Origin of the sequence: Dyella tabacisoli, assembly GCF_003350925.1 — a bacterium.
GTDB lineage: Bacteria > Pseudomonadota > Gammaproteobacteria > Xanthomonadales > Rhodanobacteraceae > Dyella_C > Dyella_C tabacisoli.
This window is the reverse complement of sequence record NZ_KZ857178.1, coordinates 119,584-137,428: the sequence shown is the minus strand read 5'-3', so window position 1 is coordinate 137,428 and position 17,845 is coordinate 119,584. Positions and strand designations below refer to the sequence as shown.

Annotated in this window: 21 protein-coding genes; 7 read left to right on the top strand and 14 right to left on the bottom strand. The window is 61.3% G+C overall.

The features are described from left to right. Positions 1-30: 30 nt before the first annotated feature. From DVJ77_RS14450 to lptM, 8 genes are all read right to left on the bottom strand, one after another. The gene (locus tag DVJ77_RS14450) at positions 31-417 is read right to left on the bottom strand and encodes a S8 family serine peptidase (protein WP_114846211.1); all 387 of its coding nucleotides are present in this window, start codon (positions 415-417) and stop codon (positions 31-33) included. 43 nt (positions 418-460) lie between these two features. Next, positions 461-1,078: a hypothetical protein gene (locus tag DVJ77_RS14445; protein WP_114846210.1), complete on the bottom strand. Its 618-nt coding sequence runs from the start codon at positions 1,076-1,078 to the stop codon at positions 461-463. 38 nt (positions 1,079-1,116) lie between these two features. Beyond that, positions 1,117-2,451, bottom strand: coding sequence for an ATP-dependent protease ATPase subunit HslU (hslU, locus tag DVJ77_RS14440; protein ID WP_114846209.1), 1,335 nt, complete (start codon positions 2,449-2,451; stop codon positions 1,117-1,119). Between the two features lie 82 nt (positions 2,452-2,533). Further along, the gene (gene hslV / locus DVJ77_RS14435) at positions 2,534-3,067 is read right to left on the bottom strand and encodes an ATP-dependent protease subunit HslV (RefSeq protein ID WP_114846208.1); all 534 of its coding nucleotides are present in this window, start codon (positions 3,065-3,067) and stop codon (positions 2,534-2,536) included. A gap of 114 nt (positions 3,068-3,181) precedes the next feature. Then, the gene (xerC, locus tag DVJ77_RS14430) at positions 3,182-4,063 is read right to left on the bottom strand and encodes a tyrosine recombinase XerC (protein ID WP_114846207.1); all 882 of its coding nucleotides are present in this window, start codon (positions 4,061-4,063) and stop codon (positions 3,182-3,184) included. A 2-nt stretch (positions 4,064-4,065) separates the two neighbouring features. After that, complete coding sequence (locus DVJ77_RS14425; protein WP_114846206.1) at positions 4,066-4,752, bottom strand: DUF484 family protein; 687 nt, start codon at positions 4,750-4,752, stop codon at positions 4,066-4,068. Positions 4,753-4,818: 66 nt separating this feature from the next. After that, positions 4,819-5,643, bottom strand: coding sequence for a diaminopimelate epimerase (gene dapF, locus DVJ77_RS14420; protein ID WP_114846205.1), 825 nt, complete (start codon positions 5,641-5,643; stop codon positions 4,819-4,821). A 14-nt stretch (positions 5,644-5,657) separates the two neighbouring features. Next, entirely contained in the window at positions 5,658-5,834 is a 177-nt protein-coding gene (gene lptM, locus DVJ77_RS14415; protein WP_114846204.1) for an LPS translocon maturation chaperone LptM, read from the bottom strand. Between the two features lie 346 nt (positions 5,835-6,180). Here lptM and DVJ77_RS14410 point away from each other — a divergent pair, with 346 nt between their 5' ends. Next, the gene (locus DVJ77_RS14410) at positions 6,181-6,861 is read left to right on the top strand and encodes a hypothetical protein (protein WP_318530925.1); all 681 of its coding nucleotides are present in this window, start codon (positions 6,181-6,183) and stop codon (positions 6,859-6,861) included. 37 nt (positions 6,862-6,898) lie between these two features. Here the strand turns inward: DVJ77_RS14410 and DVJ77_RS14405 are convergent, their stop codons facing one another. After that, entirely contained in the window at positions 6,899-7,372 is a 474-nt protein-coding gene (locus DVJ77_RS14405; RefSeq protein WP_114846203.1) for a GNAT family N-acetyltransferase, read from the bottom strand. A gap of 271 nt (positions 7,373-7,643) precedes the next feature. Here DVJ77_RS14405 and DVJ77_RS14400 point away from each other — a divergent pair, with 271 nt between their 5' ends. Continuing rightward, positions 7,644-9,128, top strand: coding sequence for a RimK family protein (locus tag DVJ77_RS14400; protein ID WP_114846202.1), 1,485 nt, complete (start codon positions 7,644-7,646; stop codon positions 9,126-9,128). Positions 9,129-9,298: 170 nt separating this feature from the next. Here DVJ77_RS14400 and DVJ77_RS14395 read toward each other — a convergent pair whose 3' ends face one another. Beyond that, positions 9,299-9,553, bottom strand: a complete 255-nt coding sequence (locus tag DVJ77_RS14395) for a hypothetical protein (protein ID WP_114846201.1) — start codon at positions 9,551-9,553, stop codon at positions 9,299-9,301. Positions 9,554-9,686: 133 nt separating this feature from the next. Here DVJ77_RS14395 and aroE point away from each other — a divergent pair, with 133 nt between their 5' ends. After that, complete coding sequence (aroE, locus tag DVJ77_RS14390; RefSeq protein WP_114846200.1) at positions 9,687-10,517, top strand: shikimate dehydrogenase; 831 nt, start codon at positions 9,687-9,689, stop codon at positions 10,515-10,517. A 43-nt stretch (positions 10,518-10,560) separates the two neighbouring features. Here aroE and DVJ77_RS21465 read toward each other — a convergent pair whose 3' ends face one another. After that, positions 10,561-11,598: a hypothetical protein gene (locus DVJ77_RS21465; protein ID WP_225428013.1), complete on the bottom strand. Its 1,038-nt coding sequence runs from the start codon at positions 11,596-11,598 to the stop codon at positions 10,561-10,563. Between the two features lie 258 nt (positions 11,599-11,856). Here DVJ77_RS21465 and DVJ77_RS14380 point away from each other — a divergent pair, with 258 nt between their 5' ends. The 4 genes from DVJ77_RS14380 to DVJ77_RS14365 all read left to right on the top strand — a co-directional run bounded on the left by DVJ77_RS14380 (position 11,857) and on the right by DVJ77_RS14365 (position 15,079). Next, complete coding sequence (locus DVJ77_RS14380) at positions 11,857-13,632, top strand: peptide-N4-asparagine amidase (RefSeq protein ID WP_225428012.1); 1,776 nt, start codon at positions 11,857-11,859, stop codon at positions 13,630-13,632. Positions 13,633-13,733: 101 nt separating this feature from the next. Then, positions 13,734-14,027 (top strand): hypothetical protein, encoded by a 294-nt coding sequence (locus DVJ77_RS14375; RefSeq protein ID WP_114846345.1) that lies wholly within the window; start codon positions 13,734-13,736, stop codon positions 14,025-14,027. 107 nt (positions 14,028-14,134) lie between these two features. Next, positions 14,135-14,362: a hypothetical protein gene (locus DVJ77_RS14370; protein WP_225428011.1), complete on the top strand. Its 228-nt coding sequence runs from the start codon at positions 14,135-14,137 to the stop codon at positions 14,360-14,362. Between the two features lie 177 nt (positions 14,363-14,539). Then, complete coding sequence (locus DVJ77_RS14365; protein ID WP_114846199.1) at positions 14,540-15,079, top strand: hypothetical protein; 540 nt, start codon at positions 14,540-14,542, stop codon at positions 15,077-15,079. Between the two features lie 19 nt (positions 15,080-15,098). On the opposite strand, the gene DVJ77_RS14360 is transcribed toward DVJ77_RS14365, so the two are convergent. The 3 genes from DVJ77_RS14360 to DVJ77_RS14350 are packed head-to-tail and all read right to left on the bottom strand — an operon-like array spanning position 15,099 to position 17,753. Continuing rightward, a complete protein-coding gene (locus DVJ77_RS14360) occupies positions 15,099-15,428 on the bottom strand; it encodes a low molecular weight protein tyrosine phosphatase family protein (protein WP_225428010.1) in 330 nt (109 codons plus the stop codon). Between the two features lie 7 nt (positions 15,429-15,435). Next, entirely contained in the window at positions 15,436-15,969 is a 534-nt protein-coding gene (locus DVJ77_RS14355) for a gamma carbonic anhydrase family protein (RefSeq protein WP_114846198.1), read from the bottom strand. Between the two features lie 17 nt (positions 15,970-15,986). After that, entirely contained in the window at positions 15,987-17,753 is a 1,767-nt protein-coding gene (locus DVJ77_RS14350; RefSeq protein ID WP_114846197.1) for a patatin-like phospholipase family protein, read from the bottom strand. Positions 17,754-17,845 lie beyond the last annotated feature (92 nt).

Here is a 17,845-nt window from a genome sequence, read left to right as displayed (position 1 = left end):
GTGGTTGCCCCTCCAGGGAGGGGCGACCACTCAGTCGCCGATGCGCGGCCCGCGGATCGGGTCCGCTCTAAGCAGGCTGTCGACTTCGACGTAGACCACCCCGGGTTGTGCCTTGAGCTTGGTCATCGCCGATGCGACGGCGGCGCCGGGCGGTAATTCCACCACGGCGGCATGACCGCCACTGACTGGCCGCAACATGCGGGCACCCACGCTGCGATTGGCCGCCTTGGCGGCGTCGGAATCGGGTGCGTCTTTGTAGGTGACGATCAGTCGCGCACCTTGTTGGATCTGGCTGGCGCCAGGTGCTTGAGCTGGCATGGGCGGGGCTCCGTCATAAGCGCAAGCGGAAAAGATCGGTAACGTCAGCAGCAGCGGTATCGCCAAGCGGGCGACACGAAAACCTTGGGTGCCGTACATGATGAGTGTGTCCTCGCGGGCGCGGGCGCGCCGTAGGCATAACTTACTCGGTCGCGCGGCCCACACCTGAATCGCCTTGTTCCAGCGGCGGCGCTACGCCGGCTACGGCAAGCAGCGATTGCGCATAGCCATCTTCGATACTTATGGTGGAAACCTCGTCCCAAGAGAAGAATGAGGCTTCGCGCAGCCATTCGGCATCCGGGCTGATTTCCTGCATGTTGAAGCCTTCTTCCTCGACATTGATGAGGCGGCCGATATAGCAGACCTCGGCCTCCTCTTCGCTATCCACATGCACGCCGATCACCGGCGCCTGCAGGCCGGCGGCTTGCACCACTTCGCGGATATCGTCCAGCGGAAAGCCCAGCGGCGGACGCGGCAACAGTTGCTTGAGCGTGAGCGCTTTCTCGAAAAATACATGGTGCTTGTCCGGCGCCTCCAGTTCGGAAACGTCGCGGTGGCGCATCACGTACATGCCGTCATAGGTAATGCCGTCACCGACCACCCACAGCAGGAAAAACTCGCGGCCGACGCCGCCGACATAACCACAGAAGCTGCCGTGTTCGAGTTCGCCGCGCCATAGCCGGATTAGCTGCTGCTTTTGCTGCGCTTCGCGCAACTGCGCGCGCTGACCGGTGGTTTTTAGTTCAATGATCTTGCCCATATGCCCCTAATTTTAACTGCTGGGGCCTTTCCCCATGTTTACAGGATGTAACGGCTGAGATCCTCGTCCTGAACCAGGCCGCCCAGGTTTTTATCGACATAATCGGCGTCGATCAGGTACTTTTCGCCGGATTTGTCTGCAGCTTCGAAGGAGATTTTCTCCAAAAGCCGCTCCATGACGGTGTGCAGGCGACGGGCGCCGATGTTCTCAGTGCGCTCATTTACCTGAAATGCCACCTCGGCCAGCCGGTCGACACCGCTATCGGAAAACTCGATGGTGACCCCCTCGGTGTTGAGCAGAGCCACGTATTGCTTGGTCAATGCGCTATGCGGCTCGCGCAAAATCCGTTTGAAGTCGCCCACGCTCAGTGCGGACAATTCCACCCGAATCGGCAGGCGACCTTGCAGCTCGGGAATCAGGTCGGATGGCTTGGCCAGCGAAAACGCGCCAGAGGCGATGAACAACATGTGGTCGGTCTTGATCGGGCCGTACTTGGTCGACACCGTAGAGCCTTCGACCAGGGGCAGCAGATCGCGCTGCACACCTTCGCGGCTGACGCCGGCGCCACCCCATTCGGAGCGCTGGGCGATCTTGTCGATTTCATCGATGAAGACAATGCCGTTCTGCTCGGCGACGAACACCGCCTGCGCGCGCACTTCCTCGTCGTTGAGCAGCTTGCCGGCCTCTTCGTCGATCAACAGCGGGCGCGCCAATTTGATCGCCAGCGTGCGCTTCTGCGACTTTGAACTGCCGAGGTTCTGAAACATCTGCCTTAACTGTTGGCCCATTTCCTCCATGCCGGGCGGCGACATGATGTCCACGCCTACGTTCATGGCGAAGTCCAGTTCGATCTCGCGCTCGTCCAGGGCGCCTTCGCGTAGCTGTTTGCGCAGCTTCTGGCGAGTGTCGTTGTCGATAGCGGGCGCCGGGTCGTGGCTCCAGTCGGTCGGGGTCTGCCGGCGCGGCAACAAGGCATCGAGGATGCGGTCTTCGGCGCGATCCTCGGCTTGCGAACGCACGCGCTTGATCGCCTGGTCGCGGGTTAGCTTATAAGCCACATCGGCCAGGTCGCGGATGATCGACTCGACGTCTTTGCCGACGTAGCCGACCTCGGTGAACTTGGTCGCTTCCACTTTTACGAACGGCGCGTTGGCCAGGGTGGCCAGACGGCGCGCGATTTCCGTTTTGCCGACGCCGGTAGGGCCGATCATCAGGATGTTCTTGGGCGTCACTTCTTCGCGCATGCCTGGTTCCAACTGCATGCGGCGCCAGCGATTACGCAGCGCGATCGCTACGGCGCGTTTGGCATCGTGCTGACCGATGATGTAGTGGTCGAGTTCGTTGACGATTTCGCGGGGAGTGAGTTCGGACATAAGAATTCGCTGCGCTCAGGGGATCGGGGAACAGGGGGCGGGGCATGCAGTAGCGCGTTGCGCTACCTATTCCCGCGCTCGCTCAAAGCTCTTCAATCGTGGTGTTGTGGTTGGTGTAGATGCAGATGTCGCCGGCGATTTTCAGTGCCTTCTCGACGATTTGACGTGCATCCATATCGGTACTTTCCATCAAGGCCAGTGCTGCAGCCTGTGCAAAGGGGCCACCGGAGCCGATTGCGATGAGACCGTTTTCGGGCTCCAGCACGTCGCCGTTGCCGGAAATCAGCAGCGAGGCATCTTTGTCGGCCACCGCCAGCATGGCTTCGAGGCGGCCGAGGCGGCGGTCGGTGCGCCACTCTTTGGCCATCTCCACCGCTGCGCGAGTGAGATTGCCGCTGTGCTTGATGAGTTTTTCCTCAAACAGCTCAAACAACGTGAATGCATCGGCGGTGGCGCCGGCAAAACCGGCCAGCACATCGCCCTTGCCAAGGCGGCGGATCTTGCGTGCATTGGCCTTCATCACCGTGTTGCCAAGGGTGACCTGGCCGTCGCCGCCGATCACGATGCGGCCGTTGCGGCGCACGGAGATGATGGTGGTGGCGTGAAAGGATTCCATGAGGGGCTCCGCAAAGTCTTGAACGAGAGAGGTGGGGCCGGTGAAAGCGGCCTTCAATATGCAGCGTTCAAATAGGCCGCGGCAGCAACACGCTCCCGCTTGGGGTGCTTCTGCTTAGCGTTTACGCGCCCGTGGATGGGCGGCGTCGTAAACCTTGGCCAAGTGCTGAAAATCCAAATGGGTGTAGATCTGGGTGGTTGCAATATCGGCATGGCCGAGCAACTCCTGCACGGCGCGCAGGTCGCCGGAGGATTCGAGTATGTGGCTGGCGAAGGTGTGGCGTAGCAGATGGGGGTGCACGCGCTTGGCAAAACCCTGCTTCAGCGCCAGGGTTTTCAGGCGCGCTTGTACGGTGCGCGGGCTGATCGGGGCGCCGCCACGGCCGCGGAATACGGGAGATTCGGCGGCCCTGCCCTCGGCCTCGCCTAACGCCCGCAAGGCGGTTATGGCTTGGCGGCCGACCGGCACGATGCGGGTTTTGTTGCCTTTGCCGAGCACGCGCACTTCGCCGCCATCCAGATCCAGGTCGAGCCAACGCAGGCCGATCAGTTCAGACAAACGCAGGCCGGAGGAATAAAACAGCTCCAGCATGGCGCGATCGCGCACGGTGAGCGCACCGCTATCGGCCTCGACCAGCACGGTGGCTTCGTCCACGTCGAGCACCTGCGGTAGTTTGCGGTGCACTTTCGGGCCACGTACGCCCGCTACGGGGTCATGGTTCAACAAGCCTTCGCGGCTGAGTTGGCGAAACAGGCTGCGGCAGGACGAAAGCAGGCGCTGCAGGCTTTTTGGCGATAGGCCGGCGCGATGCTCCGCAGCGACGAAGCTGCGCATGCGGTTTGAATCGAGTACATCGAAAGCGCCAAGCTGCTGTGTTTCCATGTAGCGCAACAGCTTGGTCAAGTCGCGGCGATAACCGTCGATGGTGTGCGGTGAGGCCTTGCGTTCACCCGCCAGGCGGGTCAGCCATGCCTCGACCTGGCTGTGCGGGTCCACGTCTAGGTGCTGCCCTGTGCGCGGGCCAGCGCCGCAGTAACCGTGGCGGCGATCATTTTCAGAAACAAGGTGCCCATGCCGGGCTGGAAATGGTCTGGATCGCGGCTGCCGATCGCCAGCAGGCCCAGTTCGCCCAGGGGCACCACGGCAGCGGAGCGGATGTCGTGCGCGTGCTCGCCAAATAAGCGGTGCAGGCGTTCTGCCGATAGCCGGCCGGCTATCGGCTCATGATGCGCCAGAAAATCGGCGAACTCGGGCAGCGCGGCGCGGCCGGCGGGCTCCTGCACCAGCCAATCGGTCGGCGGCAGCAGCAAAGTCTGGCCGAACAGCAGCAAGCGCACGTGGTCGGTGTGGAAATCCTCGCCGAGCTTGGTGATGACTTCGCGCGCCGCGGCAGCCGGCGTATTGGCACGCAGGGCTGCCACGTTGAGATCGTGTACGCGCTGCATCAGTTGTTCGTTTTCGGCTGCGATGGTCGTCAGTTCGCTCAGCCGGCGCTCTAATTCGGCGTTTTTCTCGCGCAGGTTTTGTAATTGATAAGTCGCCAGCGAAGCGACCGGACCCTGTACGCGCGGCATGATGAGTAGCGCAGCCAGCTCGGGGTAATCGCCCAGAAACTCTGGATGGCGCCGCAGATAGGCGGCGACGTCGTGAGGTTGCAGTGTGATGTCGAGTGCGGTGTTGGTCATGCGCTGATTACCTCGGCAGTGGCGGTACGCCGCCTGGTCGGAGTGTGCGATGCCAGCGGCTGCGCATCAATGATTGAGCCATTCGCCTTCATACACGAAGGCGGCCGGGCCGGTCATCCACAAGGGGTGGCCCGGACCGGTCCAGTCGATTTGCAAAGTACCGCCTGGCAGGTCCACTTGCACGCTCTGGCCCACTTCGCCGCGCTGGCGCAATACCGCCATCGCCGCGCAAGCGCCGGTGCCGCAGGCCAGGGTCCAGCCGCTACCGCGCTCATGCACCTTCAGTCGCAGATGATCGTGCGTCAGTTTCTGCACGAAACCGGCATTGACGCCATGGGCGAAGCGCGGATGGCTGGTCAACGCCGGGCCCCAGGCAGGTACCGATGGGTCGGCCACATCGGCCAGATGGACCACGGCATGGGGGTTGCCCATCGAGACCACGCCGATTTCGACCCTGTCGGAGCCGAGGCCCAGCCTATGATCGCTGCCGTCAAAGCCGGACGCAGCCGGGGCAAAGTCCGGTTCGCCCATATCTACCGCAACGCGGTCGGCCGCCAGCAGCTTTACAGCCACCGGTCCCGAGGGGCTTTCCAGCCGTACGGTGTCGCCGATGGCCAGTGCGCCGGCGCGGTGCAGCCATGCCGCTACGCAGCGCACCCCATTACCGCACTGCCCCGTTGCTGAGCCATCGGCATTCCAAATGCCGTAATAAAAGGCGCAAGACGGGTCACGCGCCGGTTCAACGCTCAATAGTTGATCGAAACCGACGCCGGTACGGCGATCCGCGATCGCGCGAATCTGCGCTTCACTCAGGGCGAAGCGCTGTTGCCGACAGTCCAGCACGACAAAGTCATTGCCGATGCCGTGCATTTTGGAGAAACGTAGGCTCATAAACCCGACCGTGGTCAGTGCCGTTCGGCGCTGGCTGCCGGCGCGGTGCTGCTAGCCGCCGCTGGTGCGGTCGGCTGGGCGACTACTGGGGTGGGTTTGGGCGGCGGCAATACCAACGGCCCCTTGTTGCCGCAGCCGGCCAAAGTGAGCAAAACAAGACAGAGTGAAAACAGCAGAAGCGATCGACGCATGAGAGAGGTTTCCTACGAAGGCTACCGCAGTATAGACCGGGGTCAGGAGCGGGGAACGGGGAATGGGAAACAGGGAACGTGAAGTATGAGTGGCGGTTAAGACGCCGCGTTCTTTTTGATCTTTGTTTGTTTTGCGCTTGCTTTTTTGCTTCTGCTTTTTAGGCTTTTCCCCGTTCCCCGTTCCCCGTTCCCCGTTCCCCGTTCCCCGTTCCCCGTTCCCCGTTCCCCGTTCCCCGTTCCCCGTTCCCCGTGAAGACCTTGACAGGCTCGTGGCGAGACGTCTCGCTATCATGTGTGGCTACGCCTCACATCAATGATGGGGCCGCATCGATGAAGAGAGTGTTGAATGATGGACTGGACCGCCCTGCTGCGTTTGCCGACAACGATGCTGTGGCTGCTCACCGCGGGCATGCTATTGCTCACGGTGGTGCAACTGGTGGCATTGCGTGAACGCATGCAGACACAGCCGCGCTGGGTCAGCGTCGCCGGGTTCGCTTTGCTCTTGGTCACCATCGTGCTGACGGTGTTATTGGCCGTTGCCGGCGCGAGCTTGCGCGGCTACCACGTGCTCAACGAACAGACGCCAGTGGCCGAGATCAACGCCCGGATCCTGTCGCCGCAGCGCTGGGCGCTTACCCTGCATGGGTCTGACGGCAGCACGCGGCAGCTTCAGCTATCGGGCGACGCCTTGCGCATGGAGGCCGTGCTGCTGCGCTGGCAGCCAGGCGTGTTCGCCAGCCTGCCGCCGCTGTACCGACTGGAGCGAGTGGTTGGCCGTTACGACGATCTTGCGCAAGCGGCTGCCGCCCCGGTCAGCCTCACCGACGCGGATGCCCTCGATGTGCAGGGTCTGCAGCGGGAGTATCCGCAATGGCTGCCTACCGTGGATGCCGTCAATGACAACGGGGTCTTTCTCCCGCTGGTCGATCAGGGCCACTACAGCCTCCATGTGATGCGCGACGGCACCCTGGTGGCCAAGCCGGATGAGGCCACCGAGCGGCGGTTGGCGCAACCGCTGGGCGAATGACGGCGTTTCCCACCCCTGCAACCGCGCTCCGGTCGACTCAAGCCAACGCCTTCTCATACCGCCAGGCATGCGACCCGTCCTGGTAGTAATGCTCGTGGTGGCCGATGCGGTGGTAACCCAATCGCTCGTATAGGCGGACCGCGTTGTGGTTTTCGGTGCGGACTTCCAGCCGCAGCGTGCGGCAGCGGTGTTGGCGAGCCGCCGCTTCGGCGGCCTCGATCAGCGCCGAGCCCACGCCCTTGCCGCGTGCTTCGGGCTTGCTGGCGATGGAGTACAGCCGCGCCACACTGCTGCCTTTGCGAAACAGCACCACGGCCGTACCGAGAAAGCGGCGGCGGTTGGCGCTGGCCACTAGCACCCGTGCGGTGTCGCTGTCGAGATGGCGGCGATATTGCGTGCGGCTCATCCGGTCGCTGTCAAAAGTGGCCTCTTCCAGCGCGACCAGATCGTCGAGATCGGAAAGTTCGGCACGGCGCACACGCACGGCGGCGGTCGCGGGCGTTGGACTCATCAAGGGATTCCAGGGCGGCGTGCAGTACGCCGGTGAGCTAAGAAAAGAGAGGGTGGTGTGAGCTTGTACGCGCGGCACTCTAGCCCTGGTGTCCCCTCACGGCAATCGCCGATGGTCACGCCAGGCGTGGGTATTCACTCCCGCTTCAGTGCTATCCCTTGTATGGCGCAGGCCATGTGCCAAACTGCGCGCCTTGTGAGGCCAAGCGCTGCGCCGCCAAATGGCGGACGACGGCAGGAATATCAGCGGTAGCAACATCACCTGAGGTGTCATGACCCGTCTGGTCATCGTTGTCGAGAAAGCCTCCGATTGGGGCTCTTACTACCCGTCCGTGGACGTGGTCAGTGCCATGGACTACCTGCGCGAGCCGGTCGTCAATGACGATGAGCGCACTCATGTCATCAACCTGTGCCGCAGCTACAAGTATCTGGGCACCGGATATTACGTGTCCTTGCTGGCGGAGGCCCGTGGGCATCGGGTCATGCCCTCGGTACGCACGGTGAACGATTTGCGCCGCCGCTCGCTGTACGGCCTGGATATCGAGGACCTCAACCAGAAGTTGACCAACTTTCTGCCGGCCGGCGGTCGCGATACCACCGACTTCGGCGTCCTGGTGTATTTCGGCGAAACCGCCCAGCCTGCCTTGCAGGATCTGGCCCGGCAGGTGTTCGAAACCTTCCCCTGCCCGTTGATGCGGATCGAGTTCGAACGCGACCGGGTATGGCAGGTCAGCTCGATCAAGCCGGTGGGCTTGCATACGCTCGATGACGCGCAAGAAGACGCCTTTGCCGTCGAGTTGGACCGTTTCTCCAAAAAGCTCTGGCGCAAGCCGCGCGCGCGCAAGCGCTACCGTTACGACATCGCCATGCTGGTCGATCCGGCCGAGGCGATGCCGCCGTCGAACAAGAAGGCGCTCAAATCGTTCGTTGCCGCCGGCAAGGAGCTGGGCATCGAAGTCGATACGATCGGCAAGAACGATTACCAGCGACTGGCCGAATACGACGGCTTGTTCATCCGTGAAACCACGGCCAGCGATAACCACACCTACCGCTTCGCGCATCGCGCGGAGAAGGAGAATATGGTGGTCATCGATGATCCGAGTTCGATCCTGCGCTGCACCAACAAGATCTTCCTCAACGACCTGATGGTGTCGCGCAAGCTGGCGGTGCCGAACACCGAGATCCTCTACCGCGATAACGCCAAGGGTCTGAAAGACGTCGTCGCCAAGCTCGGTTTTCCGCTTGTGCTGAAGATTCCCGACGGCTCGTTCTCCCGTGGCGTGGTCAAGGTAGAGAGCGAGCAAGAGTTGGAAAAGGCCGCCGGCGAGCTGTTCCAGCACAGCGCCTTATTGCTGGTGCAGGAGTTCGTCTACACCGAATTCGACTGGCGCATCGGCGTGTTGAATCACGAGCCGCTGTACGCCTGTAAGTACTATATGTCGCGCGGGCATTGGCAGATCTACAACCATGGCGCCAAGGGCGCGGCGAAGTCGGGTGACTCCGAAACGGTTCTTGTGCGCAACGCGCCTGCCGAGGTGGTGAAGCTGGCGCTGAAAGCCACCGCGCCGATTGGCGATGGCCTGTATGGCGTGGATCTGAAGCAAGTCGGCGATCGGGCGGTGGTGATCGAAGTGAATGACAATCCATCGATCGACGCCGGCGTGGAAGACGAGTGTCTGGGTGACGATCTGTACCTGCGCATCATGCAAGAGTTTCTGCGGCGGATGGAGCACAAGCGATCGGGTAACACGCGCTGAGCGGATAAGGCGGGGTCGTTCCGGCAGCGCATCCATGCACTGCCGAAACACTAAGCGCAATCCTTCGCGCTGCTCTGCCACTACCGTGCCCAGCCATCCCAAGCCGGCGTACCGAGCCCCAGTGCGGCCTTTCCAGCCGCACCTCCACTGCCAAGCGGATGAGGTTGAAATCAGTGCCAGACCACACGCCGTACCGGGCGCCGGCGCCGCAGTGCAAGCAAAAGTTGCAGTGGCGCGCCGGGTTCAAGCGCCAGCAATAAGGCCAGCGGTGCGCCAAGCAACCAGAACGCCGGGGTCCAGCCGAATAGCTCGGTATACGCCGGCACGATCGTGGTGAGCAGCAAGGCGGCACCGATCATCAGCCAAAGCAGGGCGATGCCGAGCAGGCGCTGGTGGCGAAACGAGTCAATGACTTGCGGGCGCATGGCGGGTCCAGTCCGTTCGAGTGAGGCCAGCTTGCCGGTGACTGATCTCAAAGCCTGCGACTGTGCTTAGAATGGTGGTCTGTCGGGGTTGGGCGCTGTCCCACCTGGAATCTATGCCATTGAAGGAACGCCCATGAATGCAGGTCAGTTCGCGGTGTTTGGCCATCCGATCAGCCATTCGCTGTCGCCGAGAATCCACCAGGCTTTCGCCCATCAGTTCGGTTTGGAGCTGGGCTATCGCACGATCGACGCCAGCCCGGCGGCCTTCGCCACCGAGGTGCGGCGTTTTTTTGCCGAAGAAGGACGCGGCGCCAATGTCACCCTGCCGCATAAAACAGCGGCGTTTGCCTTGGCCGACGAGCGCAGCGAAGCAGCCACGCGTGCCGGTACGGCCAATGTACTGACCCGGCTATCGGATGGACGGCTGTCTGCACACAACACCGATGGCGCCGGCATGGTGCGCGACCTCACCGATCGCCATCAGGTCGATCTGCGCGGCCATACGGCGCTGCTGCTGGGTGCTGGCGGTGCCGCGCACGGCGTCGCCTGGTCCATCCTCGATGCCGGCGTCGCCACGCTGACTATCGTCAACCGCTCGCCCGAGGCGGCCGACGCGCTGGCCGACGCCATTGGCGATCCGCTGCGTGCGCATACCCGCTATTGGGAAGACCTGGCTGACATCGGCAGCTTCGATTTAATCGTCAATGCCACCTCCGCGGGTGTGCTGGGCAAATCGCTGGAGCTGCCCTTCGCGCTCGCCGGCAACCGGGCGACCTGCTACGACCTTTCCTATGGCGTGGCCGCTACCGGCTTTCTCGCCTGGGCGCGGGTGGCATCGGCCCGCTATGCCTTCGACGGTCTGGGCATGCTGGTGGAAACGGCGGCCGATTCGTTCGAGCTATGGCACGGCAAGCGGCCGGATACCGAGCCGGTCTATGCCGAGTTGCGCAAGATTTACGGCTAAGGAGCGACGCCCGCCAAATCGGGCGTCGCTCTGTCAGTCCAGATTACGGATAGTCACCCTCTGACCAACAGATTTCCCAGGTATTGGGATCGCCGGAACCGCTACAACCGTAGTAAACGCGGACCTTCGATTGATCGAGGTAACCGTAGATATTGGTAAGGAAGCCAGGCTCGACTTCGACGGGCTTGATATGCGCGCTGTCCAAAACACGCGTCCATGTACCGGTGAAAGCGTCGTCCCCTTCAGCCCGATATAGACACACGCCTTTCGCCGTTCCCCACTCGGGATACGCTGGGCCGTAAGGGCTATCGGTATAGGCTTCGCATACGCTCGCCATGTAGTAATAGTAGTGGCCATCCTGCGATCGTGGGGCAAAAGCCACCGCAGGCTTCGCATGTGAAATGCCCGGCACGCCGTTCAAGGTAAGGCCCGCCTGACTGATTGCCCGGCGCGGTCCAAAGGAAACGCCGTCCACTGATTCGCGATAGAAGTACAGCGGTACCCCTGTTTGATCGGTGTAGGTGTAAACCGTGCGTATTCCGGCTCCAGCATCAGCACTCCAAGCTACGGACTGTCCGGTACCGTAGGCGCCGGGATCACCGTCATGGATGACGGGTACGCCATACTTTGACCAGTGAATCCCATCCGTCGAAAACGCGACGCCAATGCGATTGTCTATGCCATTGCTGCCCGGCCGCTCCGTTGTGTAATACAGAGCGTAACCAAAGCTTTGCCCCTGCAGGTTCCAGCTACCGCGGACGACAGTTGGATCACATGTATGGACACCTTCCCAGTCCAAGAGAGGCTGTGAGGCAATGAAACGATTCGATTGCAGGACGATCTGCGGTGCGCTCCAACTGCCACCTGGTATGCGCTCCCTGTACTTGACTACATCGTGCCCGTCATTGCTGCCACACCACCAAACCTTTTCTTTGCCATCGAGGTCTTGCATCGCGCTAGGCGAGTAGTCCCATCCGGGCTGATCGAACAAGAGTTCGCCGCTCGAAAAACTATTAGCTTCAGCACCAGATGCGGCGACGCTTATTGCGACGCCAAGTATCACGGTCAACCATCCCTTCATTTCTCAGCTCCAGTTATTACACATTAAAGTTTTAGGAAATCGAGTGTCGATGTACCAGGTCGATGTTTCGAGAGCAGATGGGGTGTATCGCTCAATCAAGTTGTGGACGCGTAGACGGCTGGATCGAATGCGCATTTTCTTGCGTCAACAAAAAAGCCGCCCCATCAACCTGCGAGGGGCCGCACAAACATGCTGGTAAAACTACACCTGCCTCGTGCTAACTTCCTAGATTCAGGGGATACCACGGGGAGACGCTAAATGTCGCACATGGGGTTGGTACGCCACAGCCGGATACTTGCCGGACTGTCATGCACGTTAAGTTTGCTGGCCGGCACGGCGATTGCCGCCGATACAAGCGGCGGCTTCACCGTCGGCTCGACGAATGTCGCTGTAGCCGACCCAAGCGTGCCCAGACCACCAGGCAAGCCCTGTGTGGTTGAGTTGTTCAACGATGTGACTTTCACCGATTTCAACAGCCGTCCATATGCTTATGCACCACCGGATGGGTGCCAGGGTCACTGGGCGAAGGTGGTCTTGGAAGCCGATTTTTCAGTGACCGCCGGGCGTCAGTTCGATCGCACGGCAACGCTGTGGCTGGGTGGCGTGAATCTTTATTTCGGCACCACGCAAGAGCCGTCCTCCAAGGTCGCGCCATCGTGGCATGTCGAGCGTGATCTCAGCGATTACGGCTCGTTATTGCGTTCGGCCCAACAAGGCCAGGCCATTATCGGCAACATCGTCAACGGGACCTATACCGGGGTCATCCATGGCAGTGCCCGGCTGCTGTTTTATCCGGGCAGGTCGCCGGTACGGGCGCCGGATGGGGTCTACCCCTTGGGTGCCGATCCGATCGGCAACACGACCGCGCTCAACGGCCCCGCCGACAAGCTGGCGAAAACCCTGAGCCTGCCGCGCAATATCGAACGGGCTTATCTGGATGTATTCGCACAAAGCCAGGGTGGCGATGAGTTTTGGTACACCTGTGTGCCGGATGCTTACGCCCAAGCCACGCAGGAATGCGGCGGCGGCAACTTCCGCGAGACCGAAGTCAGTATCGATGGCCAGCCGGCGGGTGTGGCACCGGTCTATCCGTGGATTTATACCGGTGGCATGGATCCTTATTTGTGGCGGCCGACGCCCGGCGTCCAGACGCTCAACTTCACGCCGTACCGGGTTGACTTGACCCCCTTCGCCGGACAGTTGAGCGACGGCGCGCCGCATGAAGTGGCGGTGAGCGTGGCCGGTGCACATGGCTATTTCTCGGCCACCGCCACCTTGCTGGTTTATCGCGACGCCTGGGCGCAACAGGTCAGCGGCCAGGTGACCAGCAATACCTTAGTGGGCCAGCAGCCGGAGCCGACCATCGGCAGCACGCTGGTTACCGGCAGCAATGACGCTGTCAGTGGCGATATCACCACCGGGCTAAAGCGGCAGTTCGTCATTGAGGGTTATGCGGATACCTCGCATGGCCGAGTCCGCTCCAAGGTGGCGCAGACGGTGGGTTTTGCCGATACGCAGACCTTCACGATCAATAGCGCCGGCTACCGTCAGATAAGCGATCAGGTGACCTCGGTCGATAGCGTCAGCCAGAGTCGCATCGGTCCCTTCGTCACCACGGAGTATCGCGAAAAGTTCAGCTACCCACTGCATGTGGACTTCAACCAGGTGATTGCTACCGATGGCAGCAACAGCTCCACCACCACGGTGCATCAAGGGTATGAAAAGCACGACACCCATCGCTTGTTCGGCATCGATTTGTACAGCGCCAAGGTGAGTAACAGCGTGGACAGTGCCGATACGCTTAACTTCAACGCCAGCGGCGCATTGACCAGTCACAACGGGCAGCACAGCACACAGGCGTTCGCCTTCCGTGATTCGTTGGGAAGCTGCTACCGCACCGATCTGAGTACGCTCAGTGGTGCTTTGGCGACTTATAGCGAAGGCCAGGGCTGCCCAGGCCAGAGCAATCGTGTGTTCTGGTTCAGCCGTCCAGATGGCTCGCCGGCTAGTGGCAATCCGTGGTCAACCTGGTGAGTTGCTGGTTCGTTTGACTTCGCTTGAGGCCGCGCTGCATGGCATGGCAGCGCGGCTATACAAAGCCGCGTCATTGCCGCAAAAATAAGGGGGAATACTTTATGCGTTTCCGTTTGCTTGCTCTATCCGTACTCGCTTTCGCCGTCGTTCTGGGTGGTTGCCACCACGCGACGCACACCGCACCCCAGCCTATGACTGGCTACGTGACCGATATGAAGAGCTTTGATGCCTTCATCGCCACGCATCCGATGGCAGATCAGTTTCGTGCCACCTATCCGGGGGTGTTGTTGGTATTGCCGGGTGAAAGGTCGACGCGCGAATTTCGCAATAACAACAGTCGTTATTTCGCCGAGCTGGACACCAATGGCCACATCACCGGTGGTAAGTTCATGTAAACCGCTTGAGAGGCAATGCCATGCGTAAATCGGCCATGCGTAAGTCACTGTTTGCATGTATGTCACTTGTTTTCGTCATGGCTATCGCGCTCGGGGGTTGTCACGCGATGGCCCAAGCCGCCACAAAACCGGTGGCAGGCTTTGTCACCGACGTGAAGGGCTTCGATGCCTTCATTGCCACGCACCCGACGCCCGAGCAATTTCATGCGACTTACCCGGATGTGCAATTGGTGCTGCCGGGAACCATGACGACCATGGAGTTTCGCGAAAATAACAGTCGCTACTACGCTGAGCTGGATAAGAGCGGCCGCATCACGGGTGGCCGTTTCGGCTAAGCGCGGTTGCCCAGGTCTAGCCAACGGGCCATTGACGGATTAACCCGCTCGCCGACTTAATTGCGTCGAGCGGGTCACATTTCTGACACGCGACAAAGCTACTGTGGCGCATCCGCTAGGAGTGTTCTTCTCATAGAAGCTCTGGTGTGCAGCCTCCCATTCATAGCAGCCGATGTCATGACGCGTTCCCTGTTGGCCTTGTCTAAGCGACGGGCGTTTTTGTGTGTTTCTTTGCTGGCGCTGATCGTTGTCGGCGGCGGCGCTTGGTATGCCTTGTCGGTTAAGGCGACGGCACCGGTCGCCCAGGCCGATGCTAAAAGCGCTCCGGCCGGTGACAGCAGCGGCACGGAGATTTTGCTTGGGCTGGCGCAGACCGCCATCAGTGAAAAGCATCTGGTGGCCCCGATGGGCAGTAATGCCTATGAGTTTTATCTCAGCGTGCTGCAGCTTGAGCCAAACAATCAGACCGCACTCGATCATTTGCGCAACTTGTTCGACGATGCCTCCACCGAAGTCGAGCGCGCCATCAACGAAAACGACTTGAACGAAGCGCAGCGCGAACTCGCCTTATTGCGTGAATTCGATAACTCCAATTACACCCTGGCCCTGCTCGGCGGCAAGCTCGATGCAGCGCGGCAATTGATGGTGCGGCAGGATGAAGAGCGCGCGGCGCTGATTCAGGCCGAGCGGTCCTCGTCGACCAACGGCGCGCAGTAAGCGTCTTTAGTTGGCGTATTCAGCGCAACAACGGTCCGGCTTTGCGCAAAAGTAGTTCGATCAACTCGGGTTGCATAAAGTCATAGCGATCTGGAATATCCAGACATACCACTTGCTTATGCTTGAGGCGTGCGCGGTAGCGTGATTGCAAGCGACGCCGATGCACGGCCTCCATGACGACAACGAGGTCGGCCCAATCGAGCTGTTCTGCCGATAGCGGCGTAGCCGCGTCATCGGCTAACCCCGCTGAGTCGACCTCCAGATTCGGCCAGGCGCCGAATACCTGTTCGGCAGTGGGGCTGCGCAGTCGATTGCGACTGCACAGAAACAGCACGCGGCGTATAGCCATCAATCCTCTAGGCTCTTAAATACTCATCTTTTAAAAGCACGTAGTTATCGGCCGAGTAGTGCAGTTGCTCGATCTGCTGATCGCTAAGCAAGCGCACGAACTTCGCCGGATTACCCAACCACAGTTCGCGTTCGCCGACGACTTTGCCGGGGGGAATCAAACTGCCGGCACCGACGAAGCCGTATTTTTTCACGATGGCGCCATCGAGCACGGTGGCGTGCATGCCGATCAGGCAGTAGTCCTCGATGGTGCAGGCATGCAGCACGGCGGCATGGCCGACGGTAACGCCCTCACCGACCACGGTGGGGAAACCGCCGGGCGTATATACGCCATCGTGAGTGACATGGACGATGCTGCCGTCCTGGATGTTGCTGCGCGCGCCGATGCGGATGTAATGCACGTCACCGCGCAATACCGCACCGGGCCAGATCGAAACGTCGTCGCCCAGTTCCACGGCACCGATTACGCTGGCGGCTGGATCGACGTAAACACGTTCGCCGAGAGTGGGCATGACGCCCTTGAAGCTGCGTAGATGATTCATGTGTGGATGATAACGCCTCAGAGATCTCGAACAGGCTCTTGGATCGCCCCCGTGCGGGCCTGTCGCTCCAATATTTCCAGCGTATGTGCATAGCCGGCCTCAATCGCCCGCTGCCAGTCTTTCCAGGCCAGCATGCCGACATGTTCCAGCGGCGGCGTCAGCAATAAATCCGCACGATCGCGACGATGTTCGCTAGGGCCTTCACTGTTCACCATGGCGGCGCGCACCAGGGTGGAAACCAGACCGGGGCGCCGGATGTCCTGATGTCGCTGCAATAGCAGGCGCCACCATGGTGGCGTGGAATATTCCTCGGCGGTGGTGAGCAAGGCGATATCGGCGCGAATATCCACCGCAGTGATATGAGCGATGCCGCTGTTGGACATCACATCGGTGGGCAGGTTATTGACTAGGGCACCGTCGACATAGACACGCCCTTGATGCAGCACCGGCGGCAGCACGCCGGGAATCGCACATGAGGCGCGCAGCCATAGCCACAGCGGGCCGTGTCGTCGCACCGTCATGCCGCCGCCGGACAAGCAGGTAGAGATACAAAAGTACGGTAACGGGAGATCCTCGATATCCAGTGCGCCAAAAGCGCCGCGCAGCATGCGGGTGGCATGACGGCCACGCGTCAGCGCGATCAGCGGCAAGGTCCAGTCGGATAAGGGGCGATCCTCCACGAAGGCGCGGCGGAAAACCTCGGTCATCGCACCCAGCTCCCACTCGCTGGCCACGCCAGCGCCAATGATGGCGCCAATACTGGTGCCGCCCACCGCATCGAATACATGGCCGGCCTCGCGCAAGGCGCGCAGCGCACCCAGATGGGCCAGGCCCCGCGCGCCGCCGCCCGCCAGCACCAGGCCGCGGGCGTGACCGCTGACCAGCCGGGCCAGGCGGGCGATATCTGCCTGGTAGCCAATGTGATGGTGTTGCAGGTGATCGGGCGGTAGCTCGCTGAATTGGGCGCGCCAGCGTCGAGCCGCGCCAAGACTGGGCTGATGGCCGGCATGCAGCAAGATCAAGTGCATCGGCCGGTGCCGTGCCAGCACCGCCAGGCCGGGGATGGTTTCTGGCCACGGCCGTGCGGCTTGTGCGGCCTGCGTCGGCAGCAGCAGCACGTCGGCCTGGCGCAGACAGCGCTGGCGCCACAATGGATCGCTGCCGGTATCGAGATAGATCACAAAACGCAACTGCGACTCGCGCTCGGCGAACCAGTCGCTGCTGCGGCCCGCCCCTTGCTCGGCATCGATCACCGCGCAGCTACCGTAGGTTTCCAGCGCCTGCCCAAGCTGCATCGCCAGTGCGCGTGCCGGTACGTTGGCATCCAGCGGAAGCAGCGCGAACGTGCGTGGTTTGTCCGGTTCTATTTCATCGCGGTCGCGCCGCAACAGCCGCTCTATCGCCACCCGCGCTACGCCGAGCATGGCTTGGGGGTGGCGCCCAACCAGCGCCTCGAACGCCGCGCGATCCAGCCGCAGCAACTCCGAATCGCGCAAGGCGCGCACGGTGCGATTACGCCGTTCGCTACCGATCAGACTGATTTCACCCACGCTGTCACCGACAGCAATTTGCTGGATGCGTTGGGTTGGGCTATCAAACACGCCCAGGCTCCCGCTCTTAAGCAAATACAGCGCATCGGCCGGCTCGCCTGTCTTGAACAGCGGCCGCCCGCCGGGCAGGCAGAACCACACCAGTTCGCGCTCAAGCGCGGTTAGTGCGGTGGCGTCCAGATGCGAGAAAACGGCGCTGTGCTTGAGGAGTTCGGTGACATCTGGTGGCAACATGGCGCGATGTTACGGGCGCGGATGTGACAAAACAGGGCACGGAGATGGGCTACTCAGAGATCGCAAACAGGCGCTTCATCACTTATCCACCT